The 14,324-nt window shown below is 67.7% G+C and carries 13 protein-coding genes and 2 pseudogenes; 4 read left to right on the top strand and 11 right to left on the bottom strand.

The genetic code is table 11. The features are described 5' to 3' along the window. Positions 1–107: 107 nt before the first annotated feature. Both ACN675_RS23775 and ACN675_RS23770 read right to left on the bottom strand, forming a co-directional pair. On the bottom strand, positions 108–2,447 hold the full coding sequence (locus ACN675_RS23775) for an FHA domain-containing protein (protein WP_420753178.1): 2,340 nt from the start codon (positions 2,445–2,447) through the stop codon (positions 108–110). A 16-nt stretch (positions 2,448–2,463) separates the two neighbouring features. Next, on the bottom strand, positions 2,464–3,462 hold the full coding sequence (locus ACN675_RS23770) for an NADPH:quinone reductase (RefSeq protein ID WP_420753177.1): 999 nt from the start codon (positions 3,460–3,462) through the stop codon (positions 2,464–2,466). A gap of 91 nt (positions 3,463–3,553) precedes the next feature. Between ACN675_RS23770 and ACN675_RS23765 the strand changes: the two genes are divergently transcribed. Beyond that, positions 3,554–4,144 (top strand): methyltransferase family protein, encoded by a 591-nt coding sequence (locus ACN675_RS23765; RefSeq protein ID WP_420753176.1) that lies wholly within the window; start codon positions 3,554–3,556, stop codon positions 4,142–4,144. A gap of 242 nt (positions 4,145–4,386) precedes the next feature. Here ACN675_RS23765 and ACN675_RS23760 read toward each other — a convergent pair whose 3' ends face one another. The 3 genes and pseudogenes from ACN675_RS23760 to ACN675_RS23750 all read right to left on the bottom strand — a co-directional run bounded on the left by ACN675_RS23760 (position 4,387) and on the right by ACN675_RS23750 (position 6,003). After that, positions 4,387–5,091: a DUF899 domain-containing protein gene (locus tag ACN675_RS23760; RefSeq protein ID WP_420753175.1), complete on the bottom strand. Its 705-nt coding sequence runs from the start codon at positions 5,089–5,091 to the stop codon at positions 4,387–4,389. 139 nt (positions 5,092–5,230) lie between these two features. Next, positions 5,231–5,317, bottom strand: a pseudogene (locus ACN675_RS23755) (SDR family oxidoreductase); the annotation flags it as partial. A 65-nt stretch (positions 5,318–5,382) separates the two neighbouring features. Next, positions 5,383–6,003, bottom strand: a complete 621-nt coding sequence (locus tag ACN675_RS23750) for a class I SAM-dependent methyltransferase (protein WP_420753174.1) — start codon at positions 6,001–6,003, stop codon at positions 5,383–5,385. A gap of 196 nt (positions 6,004–6,199) precedes the next feature. Between ACN675_RS23750 and ACN675_RS23745 the strand changes: the two genes are divergently transcribed. Continuing rightward, the gene (locus ACN675_RS23745) at positions 6,200–7,312 is read left to right on the top strand and encodes an alpha/beta hydrolase (protein ID WP_420753173.1); all 1,113 of its coding nucleotides are present in this window, start codon (positions 6,200–6,202) and stop codon (positions 7,310–7,312) included. A 33-nt stretch (positions 7,313–7,345) separates the two neighbouring features. Here the strand turns inward: ACN675_RS23745 and ACN675_RS23740 are convergent, their stop codons facing one another. Next, on the bottom strand, positions 7,346–7,906 hold the full coding sequence (locus ACN675_RS23740; protein ID WP_420753172.1) for a TetR/AcrR family transcriptional regulator: 561 nt from the start codon (positions 7,904–7,906) through the stop codon (positions 7,346–7,348). Between the two features lie 161 nt (positions 7,907–8,067). Next, positions 8,068–8,577, bottom strand: coding sequence for a dihydrofolate reductase family protein (locus ACN675_RS23735; protein ID WP_420753171.1), 510 nt, complete (start codon positions 8,575–8,577; stop codon positions 8,068–8,070). A 199-nt stretch (positions 8,578–8,776) separates the two neighbouring features. Here ACN675_RS23735 and ACN675_RS23730 point away from each other — a divergent pair. Continuing rightward, a pseudogene (locus tag ACN675_RS23730) lies at positions 8,777–9,191 on the top strand (VOC family protein). On the opposite strand, the gene ACN675_RS23725 reads toward ACN675_RS23730, so the two are convergent. The 3 genes from ACN675_RS23725 to ACN675_RS23715 all read right to left on the bottom strand — a co-directional run bounded on the left by ACN675_RS23725 (position 9,173) and on the right by ACN675_RS23715 (position 12,491). After that, on the bottom strand, positions 9,173–10,594 hold the full coding sequence (locus ACN675_RS23725; protein ID WP_420753170.1) for an amino acid permease: 1,422 nt from the start codon (positions 10,592–10,594) through the stop codon (positions 9,173–9,175). The pseudogene ACN675_RS23730 and the gene ACN675_RS23725 overlap by 19 nt on opposite strands. Next, a complete protein-coding gene (locus tag ACN675_RS23720) occupies positions 10,587–11,840 on the bottom strand; it encodes a Glu/Leu/Phe/Val dehydrogenase dimerization domain-containing protein (protein ID WP_420753169.1) in 1,254 nt (417 codons plus the stop codon). Before ACN675_RS23720 ends, ACN675_RS23725 begins: the two co-directional genes overlap by 8 nt. Before the next feature lie 141 nt (positions 11,841–11,981). After that, positions 11,982–12,491, bottom strand: a complete 510-nt coding sequence (locus ACN675_RS23715) for an Lrp/AsnC family transcriptional regulator (RefSeq protein ID WP_197258001.1) — start codon at positions 12,489–12,491, stop codon at positions 11,982–11,984. A 186-nt stretch (positions 12,492–12,677) separates the two neighbouring features. Here ACN675_RS23715 and hppD point away from each other — a divergent pair, with 186 nt between their 5' ends. Then, positions 12,678–13,883 (top strand): 4-hydroxyphenylpyruvate dioxygenase, encoded by a 1,206-nt coding sequence (gene hppD / locus ACN675_RS23710; protein ID WP_420753168.1) that lies wholly within the window; start codon positions 12,678–12,680, stop codon positions 13,881–13,883. A gap of 27 nt (positions 13,884–13,910) precedes the next feature. Here the strand turns inward: hppD and ACN675_RS23705 are convergent. Next, positions 13,911–14,324, bottom strand: a 414-nt coding sequence (locus ACN675_RS23705; RefSeq protein WP_420753167.1) for a helix-turn-helix transcriptional regulator, incomplete at its 5' end; no start/stop codon positions are given.

Raw genomic sequence — 14,324 nt, 5'->3', positions numbered from 1 at the left:
GGGCGCGCCCGGTGCGGCCGCGCAGCCCCTTGCGCTCGAGGCGCTCGGCAGCGGGTTCTCCACGGCGTTCCTCGTGATTGCGGCCGCCGCCCTGGCCGCCGCGCTGCTCAGCTGCTTCGGGTTGCGTGGAGTGCGCGAGATCGCGCCCGACGCCGCAGCCGCAGCCGATTGTGCGTGACGAACGCGAGCACGAGCCCGATCAGCACCAGCATCCCGATGTTGAACAGCCACGCCGACGCGGTGTGCTGCCACAGCGCATCGGCCTCGGCCGTCGGATCCTTCGCGCGAAGGTCGACGGTCGAGGCCGAGGCGGCGTATCCCCAGCGTGCCGCGAACAGCCACGACAACTGTTCGAGCACCACCCGGCCGGTGATCGGGATCAGGCCCCCGCTCATCACCAGCTGCACCATCACCGCCACGACGAGCATCGGCATGACCTGCTCACTCGACCGGGCCACCGCGGACAGGGCCAAGCCGAGGACCACACACGAGCACGTGGTCAGCGCGATGTCCACCATCAGTTCCACAGCACCGACCGGAATCAGGGCGCCGGGGCCCGGAACGCCCTTGCCGGCCATGACCACCAGCACCAGCACGACGGACTGGACGATCGCCGCCGCACAGAACACCAGGATCTTGGCCGCCAGATAGGCGGAGGGTTGCAATCCCGCGGCGCGTTCCCGGAAGTAGATCTGGCGCTCGCCGACGAGATCACGCACCGTCAGCGACAGGCCCATGAAGCAGGCGCCGAGGATCAGCAGGATGAGGATGAACGACAGCTCTCCGGGTTCCTCACCGGGCGCCGGGAATCCGAAACCCTCGTCGCCCGGCACGAGAATGGTCAGGCCCCCGAGCACGAACGGCAGCACCGACAGGAAGATCAGGTATCCGCGGTCCGCGCGGATCAGTCGCAGCTGCCGCCGCGCCACCGTGGCGAGTTGCTTCGTCCGCGACGTCTGGGCCGGTTGCGGCAGCGGACCGGGCTCGGTCGCCGGCGGCTGCTCGACCAGGGTGCTGCGCGCCAGATGATCGGCGTAGACGGCGTCGGGTTCGGCCGCGACCCGGGCGAAGATCTCCGCCCAGTCGGTACTGCCCAGCGCCGAACCCACCTGCGCGGGCGGGCCGACGTAGGCCGTCTTGCCGCCCGGTGCCAGAAGCAGCACCTGATCGCACATCTCCAGGTAGGACAGCGAATGCGTGATCACGAGGATCACCCGGCCCAGGTCCGCGAGGCGCCGCAGGGTGGCCATGATCTGCCGGTCCAGGGCCGGGTCCAGCCCGGACGTGGGCTCGTCGAGAATCAGCAGCGACGGACCGGTGAGCAGCTCGAGGGCCACCGACGCCCGTTTGCGCTGCCCGCCGGACAGATGATCGACACGGGTGTCGGCGTGCTCGGTGAGCTGCAGCTCGGCCAGCACATTCGCGATGGCCTCGTCCCGGTCCGAACGCGTGGTATCCGGCGGCAGCCGCAGCTCCGCCGCGTAGCCGAGCGCCTGCCGCACGGTCAGCTGCCGGTGCACCACGTCGTCCTGCGGGACGAGCCCGATCCGCGACCGCAACGCCTCGTACTCCGAATGCACGTCGTGGCCCTCGAATTCGACGACACCGTCGGTCGGGCCGGTGGTACCGGAAATGATCCGCGCGACCGTCGACTTGCCCGCCCCGGACGGGCCGATCACGGCGGTGAGCGTGCCGAGCGGGGCGGACAGGCTGACGTCGTCCAGCAGCCGCTGCCCGCCGGAGATCGTCAGACCGACGCCGTGCACGCGCAGCCCGACCGTGGGTGACGGCTCCTCCTGCCGTGGCACGAGGCGATCGCCGTGCACCACCAGATCGGTGTTGCCGATGGTCACGACATCGCCGTCGCGCAGGGGCGTGCGGGTCACCGCTTTCCCGTCGACGTACGTGCCGTTGATGCTGCCCAGATCCTCGATCTCGAGGCCCGACGGGCCGGTGTGCAACGCCGCGTGGATGCGGGAGACGAGTACGTCGTTCACGACGATGTCGCAGGTCCGGTCGCGCCCGATCGAACGTGCGCCGGTTTCCAGTGGGCGACGCTTGCGGCGTGGGACGGGCCGCATGTCGTCGGCGCGCATCGTCCGCAATTGTCCGATCATGCCCTTCCGGGTCCGTGTCGCGGACGGGTCGGCCACGCTGATCTTCAGCGACGGCGCGGTGAAGGGACCACCGCAGCGCACCACGACGGAATCGGTCACCGCGACCCGCTCCACGCGGTGACCGTCGACGAACGTGCCGTTCTTGCTGCCCGAGTCCGTGACGTACCAGCCGTCGTCCCACAGCACGCGGGCATGCTCGCGGGAGACCATCGGATCGGCGATCGTGATGTCCATTGCCTCGTCCCGGCCGATCCGCACCTGGTCGGGCGCCTCCACGACGGTGCGGCCGCCGTCCCACTCGATCACTACCCGGCCGTTTCCGATGTCCATCGCGTCGGCCTCCCGTTCAGTTGTCGGGACGCAGCACCAGGCGGGTGCCGCGCGCCTCTCCGGCCTCGAGGCGGCGGTGGGCCTCGCCGGCGGCGCTCAGCGGTAGCTCCTCGATGTGCCGGGGACGAAGCACCCCGTCGGCGAGCAACGTGGTGACGTGCCGTGCGGCTTCGGCCAGCTCGTCGGTGGTGGCGTTGCTGATCGCGAAGCCGAGCAGACTGCGGTCGCGGGGGTACAGATCACCGGCCCGGCACTCGAGTTTCCGGTCCATCCCGGCCATCACCACGATCCGGCCGCGCAACGCGAGCAGCTCCAGGGCGTCGGAGAGGTAGAGCCGGCCGGAGGTGTCGACGAGCACGTCGACACCGTTCGGAGCGGCGGCGCGCAGTTGCTCGAGCAGGTCGGGAGCCGCATAGTCGAACACCTGCGCCGCGCCCGCCGAACGGCACCATTCGTGGTCCTGCGCGCGTGCCGACGCCAGGACGCTCGCACCGGAGCGGGCTGCCATGGCGGTCAACGCCGAGCCCACGTGCCCGGCGCCGCCGGCGACGAACACCGTGTCGACCGCCCGCAGACCGGCGTGGGTGTACAGGGCGAGATGCGCGGTCGCCGCGGGGTGCGCGACCGCGACCGCGACGACCGGATCGACTCCGGCGGGCAGGGAATACACCCGTTCGACCGGAGCGGTCGTGTATTCCGAGGTCGGGCCCTGCCGGCCGTCGTGTCCCAGGCTGTTGCACCACACGCGGTCGCCGATGTTCGGGGCCGTCACGTCGGCTCCCCGGTCGACGACGGTGCCCACGACATCGCGGCCGATCACGAACGGGAACGTCACCTCGGTTCGGAACCGTCCGGACCGGACGAAGGTGTCGACGTTGTCGACCGCGACCGCCTCGACCCGCAGGAGCACGTCACCGGGGCCGCAGCGCGGAACGGGCAACAGGCCGTAGCGAATCGCGTCGACGCCGCCGAGCGATTCGACGTAGGCCGCGTGCATGTGTTCCGGGGCGGGCACGAATCCGATGGTACCGACCGGGCCGGTCCTCTCCGGGTGGTTCGCGAGGGTTCGCGGGCGCCCGATCCGGGGGCAGCGGGATACTCGAACCGTGACCGCGCCGCTGTTCGCCGCCGAGCCCCTGGCCGGGATCACCCTGGTCGTGGCGCTGGCAGCGTGGATCGTCTCCGAGGTTCTCATCGGACGGCGACATCCGCCGTCCGCGACGAACCCGGTCGGCCGTGGAACCGGTGTCGCGGTCGGGCTCGGCCTGGTCGCCGTCTATGTCGGCGGTCCCGTTCTGAGCCTGACCGTCACGGAAACGACGATCACCACCGCGCCGCTGCTCTTTTTCGTTGCCGGACTGGCGATTGCGTTGGCGGGACAGGGATTCCGGCTGCGCGCGGTGCGGGAACTCGGTGCGTCGTTCACCTTCGAACTGCAGACGGTCGCGGGCCAGCGGGTGATCGACACCGGGCCGTACGCGCGGATCCGGCACCCGTCGTACACGGGAGCACTGATCTGTGCGCTGGGATTCACTCTCGCATATACGAATTGGCTGGCGCCCCTCACGGTGCTCGCGCTGGCCGCCGCCTATGTGGTGCGGATACCGGCGGAGGAACGCATGCTCGTCGACGCGCTCGGCGACCCCTACCGCCGCTACATCGCCCGCACGTGGCGGCTGATTCCGCACGTGCTCTGATCACGATGGGCAGAGAGCGGCGACAATCGTCCGCGCCAGCCGGTCCGCATACCGGTCGAGTGTCCAAACCCGTTCGAGGATCAGTCGCTTGCGACAGTGTCACTGCGGTGGAGCCGAGCCCCCTGCGGGACGGAACCGGCCGGATCGGCAGCCGACATGTCGCCGATTAGTTCGATTTGATTGTGTCGGAAAGTGATTCGAACTCGCCTCCGCGTGGGGGCGCCGCGGCTAAGCGGCGAACCTTACCGGGCGTCCGTGCCCGGACCGTAGAGCCGCGCCACGTCGGGGGAGTCGAGCCACTTGGAATAGGTGGGCGATTGCGGCCATCCCTCAGGGGAGTCCTGCCACTCCTCCTGCCGGCCCCACGGCAGGATGTCGAGCAGGGCGAAGGTGTAGCTGAGCTGTTCGGTGCCGCGGCCGGTGGTGTGCCAGGTGCGGTAGACCTTGTCGCCGTCGCGGAGGAACACGTTGACCGCGAAGCCTCCGCCGGGCGGCGCGTCGACGTCGACGCCGAACGAACTCTCCGAGGACGAGTACCAGTCCATCCTGTTGCCGACCTTGGTCTTGTAGGCCAGCGCCTCGTCGATGGGCCCGTTGGTGACGATGACCATGTGGGCGTCGTAGTTGTCGAGGATGCCCAGCCGGGTCCACTGCGTGGAGAGGCTCGTGCATCCGCCGCACTGCCACTCCGCGCCGTCGGACCACATGTGGTGATAGACGATGAGTTGCGAGTGACCCTGGAACACGTCGACGAGGCGAATCGGGCCGTCCGGGCCGATCAGCGTGTAATCGGGCAGTTCGACCATCGGTAGTCTGCGGCGCTGCGCCGCGATGGCGTCGAGTTCACGGGTGGCGGCCTTCTCCCGTCTGCGCAGGTCGTCGAGCGCTTCCCGCCAGGTCTGCTGGTCGACGATCGGAGGTAGGGCGCGGGTGGTCTGCTGGGTCATGATCTCTCCCCAGGGTCGAATGGATCCGTTCTCCGGTATCGACCGGGAAGGGACCCGAAAGTCATCGCGGTGCCCGATGAGACTCGACGCAAGCCGGGAGGTGGCCGGCACGACCACTCGTGCCGGCCACCCTCGAGCGCTACTGCGCGGTGTATCCGCCGTCCACGACGAACTCGCCACCCGTGATGAACGATGCCTCGTCGCTCGCCAGGAAGGCAACGAGTCCGGCCGTCGCGTCGACAATGCGGGCTTCTTCAGCGTCGACGACATTTCGAAGGTGACCGACGCCGCTTACCGGGAAGCCTCGGCGACTCCCAGTGACAGCGCGCCGAAGAACTTCGGTGTCTTCTCCTCGTAGAAGGTGTCGAGTTCGCGGATCTCGAACCCCGCCCCGCGGATGAGGTCGGTGATCCGTCGTGTCAGATGGCAGCCACCCGCGACGCGCTTCTGGATCGGCTCGAGCCGGTGCTGCCACCGCTGGACGTTCTCGTCCGGGGCGAGTCCGTGTTCGACGAAATGCAGGGTGCCGCCCGGTGCGAGGACGCGACGTAACTCGCGCAGAGCTGCGTCGGCATCGGGGATGGTGCAAAGGGTCCACGTCGACAGTGCACTGTCGAAGGTGTTGTCCTCGAACGGGAGTTTCTGACCGTCCAGGCCGGATCGTTCGATGTGGACCGGCGAGTCCTCGATGCGCGGACGTGCGAGCTTCCACCCGAGGTTCGCGGGTTCGACAGCGCTGACCGACTCGACGGTAGTGGGGTAGTAGGGAACATTGAGACCCGAGCCGAATCCGATCTCGACGACGCGACCGCTCAGGCCGGCACACACGCGTTTCCGGTTCGCTTCGGTGAGCGACGGTGCGCAGGCGATGTTCACCAGTCGCGGTACGACGTGATCGTTGTAGAGGCTCATGGCAGTCCCTTCGCCTCGCGGTGTTCGATCTGCTCGATTCATCATGACACCTGCCCGGTCGAACGGAACCTCTCGTTCGTGCTGCGCCGAACGGACTGAACTTCTTGACCGCCATCCAAGAAGCCTATACCGTAACTGTGACGTCTTCTTGAATGGCGTCCAAGAATCGTGGTGGTGAAGTGGGAGGGCGTAGGTCATGGAAATCGGTGGGTCCGCCGATCGGTGCGAGGCCGCAGCGGTGCAGCGACGCGAGGTCTCGTTCCCCTCCGGCCAGGATGAGTGCGCGGCATGGCTGTACACCGCACCCGACCCGGACGGTCCGCGCCCGATGGTGATCATGGGGCACGGGCTCGGAGCGGTGCGGGAGATGCGCCTGGATGCCTACGCGGAACGATTCGCCGCTGTGGGATGGTCGGTGCTGGTGTTCGAATACCGTCACCTCGGCGCCAGCGGCGGAGAGCCGCGTCAGATCCTCGACATCGGCCGGCAACGCGCCGACTGGCATGCCGCTCTGGCCTTCGTGCGCACACTCCCGGAGGTCGATGTCAACCGGATAGCCTTGTGGGGCAGTTTGTTCGGCGGAGGTCATGTCCTTCGAGTCGCCTCCGAGGACACCCGTATCGCGGCGGTCGTGGCGCAGTGTCCCTTCACCGATGGTCCGGCGTCGTTGCGCGCGCGGATACGGACCGGCCCGCTGAGCGTGGTGGCACTGACAGTGGCGGGCATTCTCGACACGGTCGGGTCGTGGTTCGGTGCGAAGCCGATCCTCTTGCCGATGGCGGGGACGTCCTGGATGCCCGCGTTCGTGGCCTCACCCGACGCTCTCGCCGGCGCTTCTGCACTCCTGCCCGCGGGAACCCGGCTCTCGCGGCGCACCAGCGCGGTGTTGAAACGGCTTCCGTCGGTGCGGGCTCAGCTGTCGAAGAACATCGAGCCGACGGAGATCGACGGTGGGGAAGAATCCGAGACCGGGGTCGGCCGCGACAGCATCTGGGGTGTACTGCGCGGTCCGAACGGCGAATTCGAGGCTGCCAACGCCCTCGCTGCCCGGCTGGCACTGCGTCTTCCGCTCGATCGACCCGGTCGCGCGCTGGCTCGTTTCAGCACTCCGACGTTGCTGTGTGTCTGCGACAACGACGCGGCCGCGCCCGCGAAGACCACTAAGCGTCACGCACAGGGCCTGGCGCACGTGCAGGTTCAGAGCTACGTGTGCGACCACTTCGACATCTATGTCGGTGAACACTTCGAACGCGCCGTGCGTGACCAACTCTCTTTCCTCGAAAGGCAATTCGACCACACCGCACAGTAGGTCGCTCCGAGTTCGTGGACGAAGACCGGGCGCTCAACCGGTGGCTGCGGCACGACTGCGAGCGCTGCTGAGCAACGTCTCGATCACCGCGCGCCGCTGAGCCTGATCCGTCGGGTGCATCAGCAAGCCCTCGACCACGAAAACGCCGATCGCTACCAGCGGATCGACTTCGTCTGCGGGCACACCGAGCTCGATCAGCTCTGCCCGGAACAACCCTTCGGCCAGCGTGTGGAACTGCTCGTGCCATTGCTGAACTGACGCGGACTTCTCGGCGCGTGTGTGCACTGTGCTCACCAACCGCCCCAGCTGTTCCAATTCTTCGACCAACCACAAGAGTCGATCGGCCAGCCCCGAGCCCAGCATCTTGCTGTAGGAGGCCATCGAGTCGGCCAGAACCGCATCCAGGACCGCGATCAATATCGAATCCTTGTCCTGGAAGTACCAGTACAGCGTGTTCGACACGACTCCGGCGTCACGAGCGATCCGCGTCATCGATGCCGCGTCGTATCCTTCCTCGACGAACAACCGTCGGGCGGCTACCACGATCTCCGCGCGTTTCTCTTCCCGATCCTGCGGACGTCTGTTGCGAGGCATCTCCAGTCCTGACCTAGTTCCCGCCCCGATGCTATCTTGGCCGGCCCCCAAGAGCGGGTTCCGGCCGACCGCTTCGGAACGAGGTCCGTAGCCGTCTCGAACAGATGATGCGGCAGGCGAGTTCGAGCAGCCCCTCGCTACAGATCGGTTCGTACTTCGGGTCACTCGACTTCGGCGAGTCCGTACTCGGGTCGCCCGGCCGGCCGGTACACGGTGATGAGGATGCCGGAGGAGGTGGTGCGCGATTCGACGAGGTCGAATTTCGTGTCGCGACCTCCGACGGGGAACAGCCGCCGGCCCTGACCGAGGACGACGGGGAAGGTGAGGAGCCGGTACTCGTCGACCAGATCGTGGTCGTAGAGGGTGTGGACGAGCCGGCTGCTGCCGTGCACCTGCAGCTCGCGTCCGGGCTGTTTCTTCAGCTCGGCCACGGCGGTCGCCACGTCACCGTCGAGGACGGTGGTGTTCTGCCACTTCGGGTCGGTGAGTGTCGTGGAGGCGACGTACTTCGGGAGGGTATCGAGTGCGCGGGCGATCGGATCGTCGGGATCGGTGGAGTTCGGCCACGACGCAGCGAAGATCTCGTAGGTGTTCCGCCCCAGCAGGAATGCATCGACCTTCGAGAACACCTCGTCGACGAACGTGCCGGTGTCCTCATCGAACAGCGGCACCACCCAGCCGCCGCGGTCGAAGTCGTCGCTGCGGTCCTCGTCGGGGCCGCCCGGTCCCTGGAGTCACACCGTCGGCCGATACGAAGGTCGTCGACGAATACCGACCCGGGAAGCACGGAGAACTCATCGCTTGCATCCCTCGGGCACGGAAGGTATCTCTGGACGGAGCGTCGCGTGTCGATGACGGACTGCGTCAGGCATGGAGGCGCGGGACCACAAGGAGTTCTCCTCGGGTATCGAGTTCAATCACACCATCGTCGCGGCCGACGACAAGCAGCATTCGGCCTACTTCCTCACCACCCTGTTCGGGCTGCCCGACCCGGTGCCCGCCGGGCACTTCCTCGCCGTCGAACTCGCCAACGGCGCCACCCTCGATTTCGCCGAACCGCCACCGGGCGTGGAGTATCCGCCGCAGCACTACGCATTCCTGGTGCCGGAAAAGGATTCGACGAGATCTACGCCCGGATCCCCGAGCAGAAGATCGAACACTGGGCCGATCCCCGGCAGTCGGCGCACGGCATCAACAGAAACGACGGGGTCGAGGAACCTGGTTCCTCGACCCCGCCGGTCACTTCGTGGAGATGATCACGCGTCCCTACGGTTGGCGCTCCTGAACCTTTTCGGCCGCGGCGCGTCGCCGTGCCAGCACCGTGCAGGTACCGGCGATCGTTGCGGTCAGCGCGCCGGTCGCGAGCAGCTGTGTGCGAGCAGCCGTGTCGAACAGTGCGAGCACCGCGATGCCGGCGAGCAGACCGAGCGTCGCGTACGACAGGTACGGGAAGCCCCACATCTTCAGCGGCAGTGCGTCCTCGGTGCCGTTGCGGCGTGCGCGACGACGGAGCACGAGGTGCGAGACCGCGACGAACGTCCACAGCACCAGGATCGTGGAGCCGACGGCGTTGAGGAGCAGCGGCAGCACCCGGTCGGGGTAGAGAAAGTTCAGCCCGACCGTGACGAAGCCGAACGCCACCGAGGCGAGCACCGCATTGCGGGGAACGCCGTTGGACGACAGTCGCCCGAAGACGGGGTGCGCCGATCCTCGGTGCGACAGCGAGAAGATCATCCGGGAAGCGCTGAACAGCATCGCGTTGAGCGAGGAGAGCAGCGCGACCACGACGATCACGGTCATCACCGCGGCGGCACCCGGGACGGCCCCGGCCTGTAGCACCGCGACGAACGGACCGGTCGCGAGGTCCTCGGAGGTCCACGGCAGGATCGTCACCATCACGAGCACCGACCCGATGTAGAACACGAGGATGCGCCACACCAGGGTGCGCACCGCGCGGCCCACGTTGCGACGGGGATCGGCGGTCTCCGCGGCAGCGATCGCGATGATCTCGGTTCCACCGAAGGCGAACACCACGATGAGCAGGCCGGCGGCGATACCGGCGATGCCGGTGGGGGCGAACCCGCCGTGCGCCGTGAGGTTCGCGAAGCCGGTCGTCTCGAAGGTGGGCATCCACCCGGCGATCATCGCGACACCGATCACCAGGAACCCGAGGATCGCGGCGATCTTGATTGCGGCGAACCAGAATTCGACCTCGCCGAAGCGGCGCACACCGACGAGGTTCACGCCGGTCAGCACGACCATGTAGAACAGCGCGGACGCCCACTGGGGGATCCCGGGCAGTGCCACTGCGGTGATCGCGGCAGCGCCGGTGGCCTCCGCGGCGATCACGATGATGACCTGGACCCAGTACAACCATCCGATGGTCCGGCCCGCGACAGGACCCAGGGCGTTCTCGGTGTGTTCGGAGAAGGCGCCGCTGGCGGGGTTGGCCGCGGCCATCTCACCCATCATGCGCATCACGAACACGACGAGAACGGCCGCGACGAGGAACGAGATCAGGATCGCCGGGCCGGCGACGGCGATGCCCGCCCCGGACCCGACGAACAGGCCGGCTCCGATGGCGCCGCCGAGGCTCATCATGACGAGCTGGCGGGGCTTCATGGCGCGATGCAGACCGGCGGTGCTCTGGGCACCGGTCGTGGTCGCGGGAGCCAGGGTTTCAGTCATCGATGCGCTCCCCGGCCGGAACCAGCTGGTCGAGAGCGATCTCGAAGGCCGTCGCGGCGAGTCCGGTGAGCTCGGCCGAACGGTCGTGGCACCGACGCAGGGCCGTCTCGATGGTGGTGGACACATCACCGAAGATCGCGGCGTCGGAGACCTCCACGTCGCCTTCCATGAGCTGGGCGAAGGCACGGGCCATGCCGCAGTTGGCGATGAAGTCGGGAATCACGGCGACGGACTTGTCGGCGTGCTCGTAGGTGGGGCCGTAGAAGATCTCGTCGTCGGCGAACGGGACGTTGGCGCCGGAGGCGATCGACTCGAGTCCCGCGGCGACCATGCGGTCGACCTGCTCGCGGGTGACGAGTCGGCTTGCGGCGCAGGGCAGGAAGATCTCGGCTCCGAGATCCCAGATGCGGGCGTTCACCTCGTCGAAGGGGAGCATGCGGTCGCTGCGCAGGGCGTTGCCGTCGCGCTCGAGCAGCAAGGTGCGGACCTCGTCGAAGGAGAGCCCCTCGGGCTCGAGGATGCCGCCGTTGCGGTCGATGATGCCCACGATCGACGCGCCGGCCTGGGCGAGATAGTAGGCAGCGGCGGCGCCGACATTGCCCCAGCCCTGCACCACCACGCGCTTGCCGGCCAGGTCGCTGCCCCGGTAGACGAGCTGGTGGTGACGGACCGACTCGGCGACACCGTAACCGGTGATCAGATCGGCGACAGTGTATTTCGTGCTGGTGGCGGGAGTGAACCGCGCGTCCTCGACGACCTTCGCGACGCCGAGCCGCAGCTGGCCCACCCGCTGGATCCGCTGGCGCTCGTCCTTGCCGAAGTGACCGTTGACGACGCCTTCCTGCGGGTGCCACAGGCCGTTGGCCTCGGTGAGCGGAACGACCTCGTTCATCTCGTCGACGTTGAGGTCGCCGCCGGTGCCGTAGTACGCCTGCAGCAGGGGAGTGACGGCCGCGAACCAACGGCGCAGCACGCCTTCCTTGCGCGGGTCGGACGGATCGAAATCGATGCCGGACTTGGCGCCGCCGATCGCGGGTCCGGAGACGGTGAACTTGATCTCCATGGTCTTCGCCAGCGACTCCACCTCGCGCCGGTCGAGACCGCGGCGCATGCGGGTGCCGCCGCCCGCTGCGCCGCCCCGCAGCGAGTTGATGACGACCCAGCCCCGGGCGGTGGTCTCGGTGTCGTGCCACTCGAAGACGATCTCGGGGGCTTTTTCTTCGAATCGGGTCAGCAGGTTCTTCATGGCGAACGACTGTGACGGCAGTAACAAATGCCGCGCAACTGTGGCTTGCAGAACTGTGCAGCGTGCGGAGGGTCCGGATGCCCGAAGCGCTTTTTTCTGTGCAATCCGGCTAGTCGGAACGCGATTGTGGACGTGATCGGCTCAGCGCCGGTAGGCGGGTGCTTTCGCGGATCGCTCGGGCTGGAGGGTGCGGAGCAGCGGCATCGCCCGGTAGTGCACGACCTCCGACAGCACCATCACGCTCGTCGAGCGCGCGACGATCGACGAGCGGTTCAGCTCGATGAGGGTCTGCTGGAGGCCGAGATGCGATTCGGCCCCGATGCGGCACAGGACGTCGCCCGCACCGGTGGTGGCGAACGCTTCGAGCACCCCCGGGATGCGTTCGAGGACCTCGGTGACGTCTTCGAGAGCGCCCTGCACGATCTCCATCGTCACGAACGCCTGGACCTCGAAACCTGCTGCGGCGAGGTTTATCCGGGGTTCGTAGCCTGCGATCACGCCGGTGTCCTCGAGGCGTCGCAGGCGTGCCGAGACGGTGGCGCGCGCGACCTTCAGGCGCCGGGACAGCTCGAGCGCGCCGACCTTCGGGTCGGCGTGCAGGGCCTCGAGAAGAGCGAAATCCAATTCGTCCAGCTGCACGGGCTCGCGCATCGCGCTTCCTTCCCATCGGACGCCGAAAACTAGCCTGATTGTATAGGTGAACGTCAGGATTCCATCGAATTCGAGTCAGTCGGACCAGTTGCCGAAGGCGACGTTGCGTCGCACCGACGGGTGGGTTTCTCCTGGTGACACACGACACAACGACTGTGCCGCAGTGAGCGGCAGGAGGTTGGAGCGATGACTCTGGAATACACCCTGACCGACAGCGAACGACTCGCTCAGCTCGACGCCGAGGAGCTCCAGCGCCTCGTCGGTCTGGTGGAGTACGACAGCGAACGGGATCCGTTCCCCGTGAGCGGCTGGGACGCTGTTGTGTGGGTGGTCGGCAACGCCACGCAGACGGCGCACTACTTCCAGTCGGCGTACGGCATGGAACTCGTCGCCTATTCCGGACCCACCACCGGCAACCGCGACCACCACGCCTACGTACTGCGCAGCGGCGCCGTGCGATTCGTGATCAAGGGCGCGGTGGATCCGGACAGCCCGCTGATCGAGCACCACCGCCTGCACGGTGACGGCGTGGTCGACATCGCGCTGCAGGTGCCGGATGTCGACAAGTGCATCGAGCACGCGCGGCGCCAGGGAGCGACCGTCCTCGAGGAGCCCTACGAGCTGAGCGACGAGAACGGCACCGTCCGCATCGGTGCCATCGCGACCTACGGCGACACGCGGCACACGCTGGTCGACCGGTCGCGCTACAACGGTCCGTACCTGCCCGGCTACGTCGAGCGCACCTCGACCTACCGCAAGCGCGAGGGCGCGCCGAAGCGGATCTTCCAGGCGCTCGATCACGTCGTCGGCAACGTCGAACTCGGACGCATGGACGAGTGGGTCGGCTTCTACAACCGCGTCATGGGTTTCACGAACATGGCGGAGTTCATCGGCGACGACATCGCGACCGACTACTCGGCTCTCATGAGCAAGGTGGTGTGCAACGGCAACCACCGCGTGAAGTTCCCGCTCAACGAGCCCGCGATCGCGAAGAAGCGTTCGCAGATCGACGAGTACCTCGACTTCTACCGCGGACCGGGTGCGCAGCATCTCGCCCTGGCCACCAACGACATCCTCACCGCGGTCGACCGGCTGCGTGAGGAGGGCGTCGAGTTCCTCGCGACCCCCGACGCGTACTACGACGATCCGGAGCTGCGTGCCCGTATCGGCAAGGTTCGGGTGCCGATCGAGGAGCTGAAGAAGCGCGGCATTCTGGTCGACCGCGACGAGGACGGCTACCTGCTGCAGATCTTCACGAAGCCCATCGGCGACCGCCCGACGGTGTTCTTCGAACTGATCGAGCGCCACGGATCGCTCGGCTTCGGCAAGGGCAACTTCAAGGCGCTGTTCGAGGCGATCGAGCGGGAACAGGCCGCACGCGGCAACTTCTGAGTCCGAGCTCCGGCCGGGCCCGATCGCTCACCCGGTCGGTGCGGGGCGGGACGGGTTCCCGCCGGGGCCGGCGCTGTCGCGGTACGTGCTCGGGGTGAAACCGAGCACGCGACGGAAGTCCGCGCACAGGTGTGCCTGGTCGGCGTACCCGAGCTCGGCGGCGACCTGCCCGATCGGAATCGCCGGGTCGTCGCGCAGACGCTGGGCGGCTTCCTGTAGCCGGTAGCGGCGGATCATCGCCAGCGGGGTCACCCCGACGTACCGCTGCGCGAGTCGCTGCACGCTGCGCACGGAGATCCCCAGCGTCTGTGCCAGGTCGTCGACACGGGTCGGTCCGGAGTCGGCGGCGATCGCGTCCTCCATCGCATTGGCCAGTTCGCCTTCGGCGTCGGGTGGGCCGACGCGACCGAGGAGCCATGCGGAGTACGCCGCGGTCGCGCG

It is taken from the genome of Rhodococcus sp. O3, assembly GCF_048897285.1.
In the GTDB taxonomy this organism is placed as follows: domain Bacteria; phylum Actinomycetota; class Actinomycetes; order Mycobacteriales; family Mycobacteriaceae; genus Rhodococcus.
This window is presented reverse-complemented; position numbering and strand designations above follow the sequence as displayed.

What these genes read in the sequence shown, in the direction of transcription:
- ACN675_RS23775 (WP_420753178.1), bottom strand. Translation starts at nt 2,447, where the DNA reads ATGGACATCGGAAACGGCCGGGTAGTGATCGAGTGGGACGGCGGCCGC.
- ACN675_RS23760 (WP_420753175.1), bottom strand. Translation starts at nt 5,091, where the DNA reads ATGACCCAGCAGACCACCCGCGCCCTACCTCCGATCGTCGACCAGCAG.
- ACN675_RS23750 (WP_420753174.1), bottom strand. Translation starts at nt 6,003, where the DNA reads ATGAGCCTCTACAACGATCACGTCGTACCGCGACTGGTGAACATCGCC.
- ACN675_RS23745 (WP_420753173.1), top strand. Translation starts at nt 6,200, where the DNA reads ATGGAAATCGGTGGGTCCGCCGATCGGTGCGAGGCCGCAGCGGTGCAG.
- ACN675_RS23740 (WP_420753172.1), bottom strand. Translation starts at nt 7,906, where the DNA reads ATGCCTCGCAACAGACGTCCGCAGGATCGGGAAGAGAAACGCGCGGAG.
- ACN675_RS23725 (WP_420753170.1), bottom strand. Translation starts at nt 10,594, where the DNA reads ATGACTGAAACCCTGGCTCCCGCGACCACGACCGGTGCCCAGAGCACC.
- ACN675_RS23720 (WP_420753169.1), bottom strand. Translation starts at nt 11,840, where the DNA reads ATGAAGAACCTGCTGACCCGATTCGAAGAAAAAGCCCCCGAGATCGTC.
- ACN675_RS23715 (WP_197258001.1), bottom strand. Translation starts at nt 12,491, where the DNA reads ATGCGCGAGCCCGTGCAGCTGGACGAATTGGATTTCGCTCTTCTCGAG.
- hppD (WP_420753168.1), top strand. Translation starts at nt 12,678, where the DNA reads ATGACTCTGGAATACACCCTGACCGACAGCGAACGACTCGCTCAGCTC.